The following is a 10932-nucleotide window of genomic DNA, read 5'->3' on the forward strand; positions in this document are numbered from 1 at the left end:
CCCGATGGCGGTCACGGGCTTCTTCGCGTCCGCCTCGCACATGAGCGCCCGATCCTGCGCGTTCGTACTTGTGGTCGACGTCCGTCGCGCTTTATAGTCATCATGACTCTTAAGGAGGCGGGCGTGAGCCTCGCGAACGTGCTCGAACCCCTGCAGCAACCGCTCTTCACCGTTCTCGACACCCCGGTCAGCTGGACCGAGGTGCTCGGCTTCGGCAGCGGTGCGCTCTGCGTCTGGCTGGTCGCCCGCCAGCACCTCGCCAACTGGCCCATAGGCATCGCCAACAACCTCTTCTTCATCCTGCTCTTCTCGCAGGCGGGGCTGTACGCCGACGCCGGCCTCCAGATCGTCTTCATCACCCTCGCCGTGTACGGCTGGTGGACCTGGACCCACGGGGGTGGACCAGGCTCCGAGACCCTCCCGGTGCGCCGTACCTCGCGCACCGAGTGGACATGGCTGCTCACGGCGGGGGTGGTGGGGACCGCGGCGCTCACGCTGCTGCTCGACCGCGCCACCGACTCGACCGTCCCCTTCTGGGACGCCCTGACGACCGCGCTCTCCCTGATGGCGACCTATGGCCAGTGCCGAAAGCGCCTGGAGTCCTGGTGGCTCTGGATCGCCGCCGACATCGTGTACGTGCCGTTGTACGCGTACAAGGAGCTCTACCTGACCTCCTTGCTGTACGTCGGCTTCATGACCCTCTGCGTCCTCGGCCTGCGCAGCTGGAGCCGCGATCTCACGGCGCGGCGCGCCCTTCCCGCGGAGGTGGCGGCATGAAGCGCTACGGACACGGCCTGGTCCTCGGCAAGTTCTATCCGCCGCACGCCGGCCACCACCATCTCGTCCGCACCGCCCGCGACCGCTGCGAGCGCCTCACCGTGCTCGTCTGCGCCTCCTCCGTCGAATCCGTGCCGCTCGCCGAACGGGTCGCCTGGATGCGGGAGATCCACCCCGACGCCCTGGTCGTCGGCGCGGTCGACGACATCCCCGTCGACCTCCACGACCCCGATGTCTGGGCCGCCCACATGGCCGTCTTCCGGGCCGCGGTGCCCGAACAGGTCGACGCCGTCTTCACCTCGGAGCCCTACGGCGAGGAGCTCGGCCGCCGCTTCGGCGCCGAAGCCGTCTGCGTCGACCCCGACCGCACGCTCTTCCCCGTCTCCGGCACCGCCGTCCGCAAGGACCCCGTCGGCTGCTGGGACTACCTGGAACCGCCGGTACGGGCCGCGCTCACCCGCCGTGTCGTCGTCCTCGGCGCCGAGTCCACCGGCACCACCACCATGGCCCGCGCCCTGGCCGAGCACTACCGGAACCGCGGCGGCGTCTGGGCCCGCACCCGCTACGTACCGGAGTACGGGCGCGAGTTCAGCGAACTCAAACTCGCCGAACTGCGCTCCGCGCGCCCCGACGCCAACTGGGAGGACGTCACCTTCCACTCCGAGGACTTCCCGCTGATCGCGCTGCGCCAGGCCGAGCTGGAGGAGGAGGCCGCACGCGCCGGATCGCCCGTGCTCTTCTGCGACACCGACGCCTTCGCCACGACCATCTGGCACGAGCGGTACATGGGCACCGCCAGCCCCGCCGTCGGCGAGATCGCCGCCCACGGCCGACAGCACCTCTGGCTCCTCACCGACCACCGGGGCGTCGACTTCGAGGACGACGGGCTGCGCGACGGGGAGCACCTGCGGCCCTGGATGACCGCACGCTTCCTCACCCAACTCGCCCACACGGGCCGCAGGACCGCCGTCCTCAGCGGACCGCACGAGGAGCGGCTCGCGGCGGCCGTCGCCGCCGTGGACGCGCTGCTCACCGAGGGCTGGGACCTCGCCGACCCCCTTCCGGAGCGCCGATGACCCCGCCCCAGGCCCCGGAGGGCTACGACCGGCACGCCTTCGAGCCCTTCGCCGTCACCGTCGACCTCGCCGTCTTCACCCTCCGCGAGGACCGGCTGTACGTCCTGCTCGTCGAGCGCGGCCAGGAGCCGTACGCCGGGGCATGGGCCCTGCCCGGCGGGTTCGTACTCCCCAGGGAGTCGGCCGAGGTGGCGGCGCGCCGCGAACTGGCCGAAGAGACCGGCCTGTCCGTGGACACCGTCTCCGGACTCCACCTCGAACAGCTCCGGACGTACAGCGAACCGGACCGCGACCCCAGGATGCGGGTCGTCTCGGTCGCCTTCGCCGCGCTCGTCCCGGACGCCCCCGAGCCGCGCGGCGGCGGCGACGCGGCGCGGGCGCAGTGGATGCCGTACGGGACACAGACGACGTACGGGCCGCTCGCCTTCGACCACGACAGGATCCTCGCCGACGCGCACGAACGCGTCGGCGCCAAACTCGAGTACACCTGTCTCGCCACCGCCTTCTGCCCGCCCGAGTTCACGCTCGGCGAGCTGCGCCAGGTGTACGAGACGGTCTGGGGCGTCGAACTCGACCGCCCCAACTTCAGGCGCAAGGTCCTCGCCACGCCCGGCTTCGTCCAGGCCGTCGAAGGACCACCGCGCCTCACCGGCGGACGGGGGAAACCGGCCGCTCTCTACCGGGCGGGCGAGGCCACGGCCCTGCACCCGCCGCTGCTGCGACCGGAAGGACGATCCACCCCATGACCACCAAGCAGGCCGCCACCGGCTCCCTGATCGGCCTCGCGCTCGGCGACGCGCTCGGCTACCCGACCGAGTTCAACGATGTGCCGACGATCCTGGCGAAGTTCGGACCGTGGCGGGAGATGGAACTGCCCGGCGAGAAGCAGGGCAAGGCGTACATCACCGACGACACGCAGATGACCCTCGCCTTCGCCCGCGGCATCCGCACGGCGATGGACCGGGGCGTGCTCGCCCCGCTGCGGCTCGCCCGACCGGTCCGAGAGGAGTTCGTCGACTGGTACCACTCCCCGGAGAACAACCGCGCGCCGGGCAACACGTGTCTGCGCGCCTGTGCGCTCCTCGACGGCGACCGTGCCTGGCAGGACGCCAGCCAGATCCACTCCAAGGGCTGCGGCGCCAACATGCGGGTCGCGCCCATCGGCCTCGTCCCCGGACTGAGCGACGAGCAGCGATCCGGCGCCGCCCAGTTGCAGTCGGCGCTCACCCACGGCCATCCGACCGCGCTCGCCGCCTCCGACCTGACGGCCCGCGCCGTGTACCTGCTCGCCCAGGGCGTCGAGCCGACGGGCCTGGTGGGCCACCTGCGCTCGTACGCCTACGAGAACCGCTCCGTCTACCGCGAGACCTGGCTCGGCGATCTGTGGACCCGCTCCCAGGACCCGTCGGCCAGGCACTTCATCGAACGCGGCTGGGACGAGTGCCTGACGGTCCTGGAGAAGCTGGACGCCGTCCAGCGCACGGCGGACCCGGAGCTCGACCCCTGCACGTACACGGGTGACGGCTGGATCGCCGAAGAGGCCCTGGCCACCGGCCTCCTCTGCTTCCTGCTCTTCCCCGAGGACCCCGTCACCGCGCTGCGCCGAGCCGCCTGCACGCGCGGCGACTCGGACTCGATCGCCTGCCTCGCGGGCGCGTTCGCCGGCGCCCACCTGGGCGCGGAGGCGTGGCCGAAGGAATGGGAGGAGCGGATCGAGCACCGCAGTGAACTGGTGGCGCTGGGCGCCCTCTGGGACGTCTGACAGCGCCCTGGGAAGCTTGGGCCATGACCGTAGCTCTCGTACCCGAAGTCGACCTCTCCGCCGTCGTGGCGGAACAGCCCGATCCCCTGGTCTTCGCCACCGTGTCCGGCGCGCATCTGTACGGATTCCCGTCCCGGGACTCGGACGTGGACCTGCGGGGTGTCCATCTGCTGCCGGTGGAGGGGCTCATCGGGCTGCGTGAGCCGGAGGAGACCCGGTCCCGGATGTGGGACCGGGACGGCGTCGAGATGGACCTCGTCACGCACGATCTGCGGAAGTTCGTCCGGCTCATGCTGCGGCGCAACGGCTACGTACTGGAGCAGCTGCTCTCCCCGTTGGTGGCCCATACCTCGGAGGCCCACGCCGAGCTGATCTCTCTGGTGCCGGGGGTCCTCACCACCCACCACGCGCATCACTACCGTGGTTTCGCCGCGACACAGTGGCGTCTCTTCGAGAAGACCGAGGAGCTGAAGCCGCTGCTCTACACCCTCCGGGCGCTGCTCACCGGCATCCATCTGATGCGGTCCGGCGAGATCCAGGCCCATCTGCCCACGCTGGTGGGGGTGGTGGCGGAGGCCCCCGCGTACGTCCCCGAGCTGATCGACGCGAAGGCGGCCGCCGAGCACGGAGCGGCCGAGGTGGACCCGGCACGCGTCCGCGCGGACGTGGAGGCGCTGCACGGGGTCCTGGACGCGGCGCAGGCAGCCTCGGGGCTCGGGGACGCCCCGGGGGCCCACGACGCGCTGCACGACTTCGTCGTACGGACCCGGCTAGAGCACGCTCAGCGCTGAGGCGCGGCGGGCGCGGATCAGGAAGTCCTGGACGCGGGCGTGGTCCGGGGCCGCCGGGAGGGGACTCGTGGTGGAGGCCTTGTCGGCCTCCTCCGTGAGGACCGCCATCCAGGACTCGACCTCGGTCCAGGGGATCTCGCCGCGCTTCACCGCGAGGAGGCGTTCGCGCTCGTCGCCGACGTGGATCGTCAGCTCGCCGGTCCGCAGCAGGTCACGGCAGCTCATCAGCAGCCGCAGCAGGTGCATGGCGTGCTTCCAGCGCGGCTCCCCGTACTGGCGGACGTCCGCGTCGAGCTTCCTGCGCTGCCCGCCCGCGTACCGCACGAAGGTCTGGTGCGCCTGACGGGAGAGGAACGCCTCGCGCAACGCGACCAGTTCGCGGCCGGTGTCGTCGATGTGCTCGACCACGGGGGAGTGCAGGCACTCCAGGACGTTGGGGTTGGCGCGCAGGGCCAGCTCGCAGAAGCGTTCCAGCTCCCAGCTGAACTGCTCCTCGCCCGGCCCCTCGACATGCGCCGGCGGCTTGTCGAAGCGCCAGAAGAGCGGGGTCGGGGCGAGGAAGACGCCCCGGCGGTCGGTGTCGCTTCCCTCGGTGTCCAGACCGAAAGCGCGCGACCCCATGACGCAGGAGTAGATCGTGTGGTCGCGCACCAGGTCCGTCGGAGTCATGCGCGACAGGCTACGCGAGGCTGATCGAGTCCCCCGACACGGTGATCTCCTCGGCCGGGAGCGGGCGCGTGGCGGGGCCGTTGACCACCGAGCCGTCCGTGATACGGAACTTGGAGCCGTGACAGGCACAGTCGATCGTGCCGTTCTCGACCTTGGCGACGATGCAGCCCTGGTGGGTGCAGATCGCCGAGAACGCCTTGAAGTCTCCGGCCGTGGGCTGGGTGACGACGACCTTCTCCTCCTTGAAGATGGTGCCCCCGCCGACCGGGATGTCGGCTGTCTCGGTGAGTTCCTCCCCGGCGGGCTCGGAGGTCGCCTCCGTCGTGGGCGACGAGGTCGCCGGCTCCGACGTGGTGGGTGCCGTGGTGTCCGGGGGCGTCGGCGAGGCGGTCGCGTCGCCGTCTCCGTCCGAGCCGCAGCCGGTGGCCAGGGCGGCGGCGGAACCCGCACCGGCCAGCAGCACGGTACGACGGGGCGTGGCTTCTGGATTCATGCCGTACAGCTTGATGGCGCACCCCACCGGTGGCTCGCAAACACGCCTAGATCCAGGGCGTCAGCTCCCTCGCACGGCCGTCCGTGTCCCGGCGCACCTCCAGGACGGCCGTGACGGCCGCCCGCTCGATCGGCCCGTACACGTGCGGGAAGAGCATGTCCTCCGACCCCTCCCAGCGGATCTCCGCACTCAGCCGGGACTCGTCCAGGACGAGGACCAGGAGCGGGCCGTGGACGCCGCGGTAGTGCGCGTCGGCGACGGTCAGCGCGGCCGTCTCGTCCGGCGAGCAGTGGACAAAGCCCTCCGAGGCCAGCGACGGCGGCGCATAGGGGAGTTCGGGATCGGCGGACCATTCGTCCAGCGGTACGACGTGCAGCAACATGCCGACAGTTGTATCGCGGCCGCCGCACACCCCGAATACCCCGAGTGGCGGCACTTTCCGGTTTGCGTGACATTGACCGTGTTCCGTACCGGACGAAAGGCAGAGCGATGGCAGGCAACGATCTCGGCAGTCTCCTCGGAGGCCTCCTCGGAGGCAGCGGTACCGGGCAGAGCGCCGGTGGCGGCACCATCCTCGGCCCCCTGCTCGGCGCCCTGATGGCCGGCAAGGGCGGCAGCGACGGAGGCAACCCTCTCGGCGGTCTGATGGACATGCTGACGAGCTCGGGCCTCGTCGACCAGGCGCAGTCCTGGGTCGGTACCGGGCAGAACCAGCCGGTCAGCGGTCCGGAGATCGCGCAGGCCCTGCCGGACGACACCCTGCAGAAGGTCGCGCAGGACGCCGGTGTCAGCCCCCAGGAGGCGGCCGACGAGATCGCCAGGTCCCTGCCGCAGGTCGTGGACAAGCTCACCCCGAGCGGCTCGCTGCCGCAGAGCGGTGAGTCGCTGGAGGACCTCGTCCGCCGGCAGAACCTCTGACACCGGCCCGGCGCACCGGCGTCCCCTGTCTCGGAGGTCGGTCGCCGGTGACGGTGTGTCCGCCCCGCTGACTAGGCTGATCGGAGCACTCTCGCAAGGTTTCGTAGGTCGGGTAAGGAGCATCAGGTGGCGGTACGAGCGGTCCGAGGCGCCGTCCAGCCGGCGAAGGACGAGGCCGGAGACACGGACGGACGGGTCGAGGCGCCGGCGTGCGCGGGTTCCCTCGGCGCGGCGGCCCTCACGCGTGAGGACGTCGCCCGGTGAGAACCGCACTCGTCATCGGAACCGGCCTGATCGGCACCTCGGCGGCGCTCGCCCTCGCCGGGCGGGGCATCGCCGTCCACCTCCGCGACCACGACCCGGCCAGCGCCCGGACCGCGGCGGCGCTCGGCGCCGGTACGGACGACGCGCCCGAGGGCCGCGTCGACCTCGCGATCATCGCCGTACCCCCGGCCCACGTCGCGACCACGCTCGCCGAGGCCATGCGGGCCGGTCTCGCGCGCGGCTACCTGGACGTGGCGAGCGTCAAGGGCGGGCCGAAGCGCGAGCTGGAGGAGCTGGGACTCGACCTCACCGCGTACATCGGCACGCATCCGATGTCCGGGAAGGAGCGCTCCGGCCCGCTGGCGGCGACGGCGGACCTCTTCGAGGGGCGCCCGTGGGTCCTCACGCCCGGCCGTGACACCGACACCGAGGTCCTCAACCTGGCCCTGGAGCTGGTCGCGCTCTGCCGCGCCGTCCCGGTCGTCATGGACGCGGACGCCCACGACCGCGCGGTCGCGCTCGTCTCCCACACCCCTCAGCTGGTGTCGTCGATGGTCGCCGCGCGCCTGGAGGAGGCGGACGAGACGGCGGTACGGCTGTGCGGGCAGGGCATCCGTGACGTCACCCGGATCGCCGCCTCCGACCCGCGCATGTGGGTCGAGATCCTTTCGGCGAACCCCGGGCCGGTGGCGGACGTCCTCGCGGGCGTCGCCGCCGACCTGGACGAGACGGTCCGGGCGCTCCGCTCCCTGGAGTCCACGGACGAGGAGAAGCGCCGGGAGGGCACGAGCGGCGTCGAGGACGTCCTGCGCCGCGGCAACGCGGGGCGCGCCCGGGTCCCGGGCAAGCACGGCGCCGCCCCGGCGCAGTACGAGACCGTCGCCGTCCTCATCAGCGACCAGCCCGGCGAGCTCGCCCGCATCTTCGCGGACGCGGGCCGGGCGGGCGTCAACGTCGAGGACGTCCGCATCGAGCACGCCACCGGTCAGCAGGCGGGTCTGGTCCAGCTGATGGTGACCCCCTCGGCGGCGCCGGTCCTCGGCGAGGCGCTGAAGGAACGGGGCTGGGCGCTCAGGACGAGCTAGCGGCTCGGGGGCACCGCCCGCCGGCCCGGCCCGGTGGCACCGGCCGGTCGTACGGGCGGGCCGCTCGGACGGGCTTCCCCGGACTGCTGTCCGGGGGCGCCGGCCCGCGGAATCCGCTGCCCGAGAAGGTGGGGGCCGAACGGGTGGTCGCCAGTCGGTAACCTTGTGGTGGCCCCCCGCATCCCGCGAGGCCTGCACCGCTCACCCCAGGAAGGTGTTCCCCACCGTGGAAACCGTGATCGTCGCCATCGACGGGCCCTCCGGCACGGGCAAGTCGAGCACCTCGAAGGCGGTTGCCGCCAAGCTGGGGCTGAACTACCTGGACACCGGCGCGCAGTACCGGGCGATCACCTGGTGGATGATCAGCAACGGCGTCGACGTCAACGACGCCGAGGCCGTCGCCAACGCCTCCGCCAAGCCCGTCATCGTCTCCGGCACCGACCCGGCCCGCCCGACGATCACCGTCGACGGGGCCGACGCCGCCGGGCCCATCCGTACCGAGGAGGTCACCTCCAAGGTCAGCGCCGTCAGCGCCGTCCCCGAGGTGCGGGCCCTGATCACCGAGCTCCAGCGGACCATCGCGAAGAACGCCGAGGGCGGCATCGTGGTCGAGGGCCGTGACATCGGCACGACCGTCCTGCCGGACGCCGACCTCAAGATCTTCCTCACCGCGTCCCCCGAGGCCCGCGCGGCCCGCCGCTCCGGCGAGCTCAAGGGCGCCGACGTGGCCGCCACCCAGCAGGCCCTGATCAAGCGGGACGCGGCCGACTCCAGCCGTAAGACCTCCCCGCTCGCCAAGGCCGGCGACGCCGTCGAGGTCGACACCACGGACCTCACCCTGGACCAGGTCATCGAGTGCGTCGTGACCCTGGTGGAGGAGAAGAGGACGGCCGCGAAGTGACCCAGCCCTCCGAGCGGGGTGCCGCGGTCGGGCGCGGCATCGGCATCGGGCTGATGTACGGCCTGTGGAAGCCGCGCGTCCTCGGCGCGTGGCGGGTGCCGGCCTCCGGCCCCGTCATCCTCGCCGTCAACCACGCGCACAACATCGACGGCCCCATGCTCATGGGCACCGCCCCCCGTCCCGTGCACTTCCTGATCAAGAAGGAAGCGTTCGTGGGGCCCCTCGGGACCTTCCTGGAGGGCATCGGGCAGCTCAAGGTGGACCGCCACAGCACGGACCGGAACGCCATAGGCAACGCCCTGGCGGTCCTGGATCACGGCGGCGTCCTCGGGATCTTCCCCGAGGGCACCCGCGGCGAGGGCGACTTCGCCTCGCTGCGGGCCGGCCTCGCCTACTTCGCCGTCCGCAGCGGCGCGCCGATCGTCCCGGTGGCCGTCCTGGGAAGTTCCGACCGCCCCGGACGGTTGGTCAAGGCGCTGCCCCCGCTGCGCGCCCGCGTCGACGTCGTCTTCGGTGACGCCTTCGAGGCCGGCGACGGCAGCGGCCGGCGCACCCGCAAGGCGCTGGACGACGCCACCGTACGCATTCAGGAGCGGCTGACCGCCCACCTGAAGAACGCCAGGCGCCTCACCGGGCGCTGAGTGAGACTCTGAGTAGTGGGTTCGCACCCACCGACCACGAATGATCAAGGAACGGACTTCATGAACGACCAGCACGACCACGGGGCACTTGGCGACGCCGAGTACGCGGAGTTCATGGAGCTCGCCGCGGGAGAGGGCTTCGACATCGAGGAGGTCGAAGGCGCGATCGAGGAGGCAGGGCACGGCCCGCTCCCCGTCCTCGCCGTCGTCGGCCGCCCCAATGTCGGCAAGTCGACCCTGGTGAACCGGATCATCGGCCGCCGTGAGGCCGTGGTCGAGGACAAGCCCGGCGTCACCCGTGACCGCGTCACCTACGAGGCCGAGTGGGCCGGCCGCCGCTTCAAGGTCGTCGACACCGGTGGCTGGGAGCAGGACGTCCTCGGCATCGACGCCTCCGTCGCCGCCCAGGCCGAGTACGCCATCGAGGCGGCCGACGCCTGTGTCTTCGTCGTGGACGCCACCGTCGGCGCCACCGACACCGACGAGGCCGTCGTCAAGCTGCTGCGCCGCGCCGGCAAGCCCGTCGTGCTCTGCGCCAACAAGGTCGACGGCCCCTCCGGCGAGGCCGACGCCACCGCCCTGTGGTCGCTGGGCCTCGGCGAGCCGTACCCGGTCTCCTCGCTGCACGGCCGCGGTACGGGCGACATGCTCGACGCCGTCCTGGAGGCCCTGCCCGAGGCCCCCGCGCAGACCTTCGGCAACGCGATCGGCGGCCCGCGCCGCATCGCCCTCATCGGCCGCCCGAACGTCGGCAAGTCCTCGCTCCTGAACAAGGTCGCCAACGAGGACCGTGTGGTCGTCAACGAGCTGGCGGGAACCACCCGCGACCCGGTCGACGAGCTGATCGAGCTCGGTGGCAAGACCTGGAAGTTCGTGGACACCGCCGGTATCCGCAAGAAGGTCCACCTCCAGGAGGGCGCGGACTACTACGCCTCCCTGCGCACCGCCGCCGCGGTCGAGAAGGCCGAGGTCGCGGTCGTCCTGATCGACACCACCGACAACATCTCGGTCCAGGACCAGCGCATCATCACCATGGCGGTCGAGTCGGGCCGCGCGCTCGTCATCGCCTACAACAAGTGGGACGAGCTGGACGAGGAGCGGCGCTACTACCTGGAGCGCGAGATCGAGACCGAGATGCAGCAGGTCGCCTGGGCGCCGCGGGTCAACGTCTCCGCCAAGACCGGCCGCCACATGGACAAGCTCGTCCCGGCCATCGAGACCGCGCTCGCAGGCTGGGAGACCCGCGTCCCCACCGGCCGGCTGAACGCCTTCCTCGGCGAGCTGGTCGCCGCCCACCCGCACCCGATCCGCGGCGGCAAGCAGCCCCGCATCCTCTTCGGTACGCAGGCGGGCACCAAGCCGCCCCGGTTCGTGCTCTTCGCCTCCGGCTTCCTGGAGGCCGGCTACCGCCGCTTCGTCGAGCGCCGGCTGCGCGAGGAGTTCGGCTTCGAGGGCACCCCGATCCACATCTCCGTCCGCGTCCGCGAGAAGCGCGGCCGCAAGAAGTAGTCGTGGCGTGAGTACGGCGGAGGGCCGGGGCGATGCGCCCCGGCCC

Annotated in this window: 14 protein-coding genes; 11 read left to right on the plus strand and 3 right to left on the minus strand. The window is 71.8% G+C overall.

Annotated elements, in window-relative coordinates:
• The first annotated feature begins 123 nt into the window (after positions 1-123).
• Genes pnuC through ACFQ7Q_RS36185 form a run of 5 tightly spaced genes read left to right on the plus strand, consistent with a single transcriptional unit; the run spans position 124 to position 4406 of the window.
• Positions 124-777: a nicotinamide riboside transporter PnuC gene (gene pnuC, locus ACFQ7Q_RS36165; RefSeq protein WP_383562888.1), complete on the plus strand. Its 654-nt coding sequence runs from the start codon at positions 124-126 to the stop codon at positions 775-777.
• A complete protein-coding gene (locus tag ACFQ7Q_RS36170; protein WP_383562891.1) occupies positions 774-1853 on the plus strand; it encodes an AAA family ATPase in 1080 nt (359 codons plus the stop codon). Before pnuC ends, ACFQ7Q_RS36170 begins: the two co-directional genes overlap by 4 nt.
• Complete coding sequence (locus ACFQ7Q_RS36175) at positions 1850-2599, plus strand: NUDIX domain-containing protein (RefSeq protein ID WP_383562894.1); 750 nt, start codon at positions 1850-1852, stop codon at positions 2597-2599. The genes ACFQ7Q_RS36170 and ACFQ7Q_RS36175 overlap by 4 nt, the downstream gene beginning before the upstream one ends.
• Positions 2596-3615 (plus strand): ADP-ribosylglycohydrolase family protein, encoded by a 1020-nt coding sequence (locus ACFQ7Q_RS36180; RefSeq protein ID WP_383562897.1) that lies wholly within the window; start codon positions 2596-2598, stop codon positions 3613-3615. Before ACFQ7Q_RS36175 ends, ACFQ7Q_RS36180 begins: the two co-directional genes overlap by 4 nt.
• A 23-nt stretch (positions 3616-3638) precedes the next feature.
• Positions 3639-4406: a DNA polymerase beta superfamily protein gene (locus tag ACFQ7Q_RS36185; protein WP_383562900.1), complete on the plus strand. Its 768-nt coding sequence runs from the start codon at positions 3639-3641 to the stop codon at positions 4404-4406.
• On the opposite strand, the gene ACFQ7Q_RS36190 is transcribed toward ACFQ7Q_RS36185, so the two are convergent.
• The 3 genes from ACFQ7Q_RS36190 to ACFQ7Q_RS36200 are packed head-to-tail and all read right to left on the minus strand — an operon-like array spanning position 4386 to position 5950.
• On the minus strand, positions 4386-5075 hold the full coding sequence (locus ACFQ7Q_RS36190) for a DNA polymerase beta superfamily protein (RefSeq protein ID WP_383562903.1): 690 nt from the start codon (positions 5073-5075) through the stop codon (positions 4386-4388). The two genes, ACFQ7Q_RS36185 and ACFQ7Q_RS36190, sit on opposite strands and share 21 nt — an antisense overlap.
• Positions 5076-5085: 10 nt before the next feature.
• Positions 5086-5568 (minus strand): Rieske (2Fe-2S) protein, encoded by a 483-nt coding sequence (locus tag ACFQ7Q_RS36195; RefSeq protein ID WP_383562906.1) that lies wholly within the window; start codon positions 5566-5568, stop codon positions 5086-5088.
• A 46-nt stretch (positions 5569-5614) separates the two neighbouring features.
• Positions 5615-5950, minus strand: coding sequence for a DUF952 domain-containing protein (locus ACFQ7Q_RS36200; RefSeq protein ID WP_383562909.1), 336 nt, complete (start codon positions 5948-5950; stop codon positions 5615-5617).
• Positions 5951-6057: 107 nt separating this feature from the next.
• Here ACFQ7Q_RS36200 and ACFQ7Q_RS36205 point away from each other — a divergent pair, with 107 nt between their 5' ends.
• The 6 genes from ACFQ7Q_RS36205 to der all read left to right on the plus strand — a co-directional run bounded on the left by ACFQ7Q_RS36205 (position 6058) and on the right by der (position 10886).
• Entirely contained in the window at positions 6058-6486 is a 429-nt protein-coding gene (locus tag ACFQ7Q_RS36205) for a YidB family protein (RefSeq protein ID WP_383562912.1), read from the plus strand.
• 126 nt (positions 6487-6612) lie between these two features.
• Entirely contained in the window at positions 6613-6750 is a 138-nt protein-coding gene (locus ACFQ7Q_RS36210) for a hypothetical protein (RefSeq protein ID WP_383562915.1), read from the plus strand.
• Entirely contained in the window at positions 6747-7835 is a 1089-nt protein-coding gene (locus tag ACFQ7Q_RS36215) for a prephenate dehydrogenase (RefSeq protein ID WP_383562918.1), read from the plus strand. Before ACFQ7Q_RS36210 ends, ACFQ7Q_RS36215 begins: the two co-directional genes overlap by 4 nt.
• A gap of 214 nt (positions 7836-8049) precedes the next feature.
• Complete coding sequence (gene cmk, locus ACFQ7Q_RS36220) at positions 8050-8736, plus strand: (d)CMP kinase (protein WP_383562921.1); 687 nt, start codon at positions 8050-8052, stop codon at positions 8734-8736.
• 53 nt (positions 8737-8789) lie between these two features.
• Complete coding sequence (locus ACFQ7Q_RS36225; RefSeq protein ID WP_383562927.1) at positions 8790-9377, plus strand: lysophospholipid acyltransferase family protein; 588 nt, start codon at positions 8790-8792, stop codon at positions 9375-9377.
• 60 nt (positions 9378-9437) lie between these two features.
• Complete coding sequence (gene der / locus ACFQ7Q_RS36230) at positions 9438-10886, plus strand: ribosome biogenesis GTPase Der (RefSeq protein WP_383562924.1); 1449 nt, start codon at positions 9438-9440, stop codon at positions 10884-10886.
• The last annotated feature ends 46 nt before the right edge of the window (positions 10887-10932 follow it).

The sequence above is a fragment of the Streptomyces sp. NPDC056527 genome, assembly GCF_042794475.1.
GTDB lineage: Bacteria > Actinomycetota > Actinomycetes > Streptomycetales > Streptomycetaceae > Streptomyces.

Coding starts and splice junctions, on each gene's coding strand:
- ACFQ7Q_RS36170 (WP_383562891.1), top strand. CDS start 774: ATGAAGCGCTACGGACACGGCCTGGTCCTCGGCAAGTTCTATCCGCCG.
- der (WP_383562924.1), top strand. CDS start 9,438: ATGAACGACCAGCACGACCACGGGGCACTTGGCGACGCCGAGTACGCG.
- ACFQ7Q_RS36225 (WP_383562927.1), top strand. CDS start 8,790: ATGTACGGCCTGTGGAAGCCGCGCGTCCTCGGCGCGTGGCGGGTGCCG.
- ACFQ7Q_RS36180 (WP_383562897.1), top strand. CDS start 2,596: ATGACCACCAAGCAGGCCGCCACCGGCTCCCTGATCGGCCTCGCGCTC.
- ACFQ7Q_RS36185 (WP_383562900.1), top strand. CDS start 3,639: ATGACCGTAGCTCTCGTACCCGAAGTCGACCTCTCCGCCGTCGTGGCG.
- ACFQ7Q_RS36195 (WP_383562906.1), bottom strand. CDS start 5,568: ATGAATCCAGAAGCCACGCCCCGTCGTACCGTGCTGCTGGCCGGTGCG.
- ACFQ7Q_RS36205 (WP_383562912.1), top strand. CDS start 6,058: ATGGCAGGCAACGATCTCGGCAGTCTCCTCGGAGGCCTCCTCGGAGGC.
- ACFQ7Q_RS36190 (WP_383562903.1), bottom strand. CDS start 5,075: ATGACTCCGACGGACCTGGTGCGCGACCACACGATCTACTCCTGCGTC.
- ACFQ7Q_RS36200 (WP_383562909.1), bottom strand. CDS start 5,950: ATGTTGCTGCACGTCGTACCGCTGGACGAATGGTCCGCCGATCCCGAA.
- ACFQ7Q_RS36175 (WP_383562894.1), top strand. CDS start 1,850: ATGACCCCGCCCCAGGCCCCGGAGGGCTACGACCGGCACGCCTTCGAG.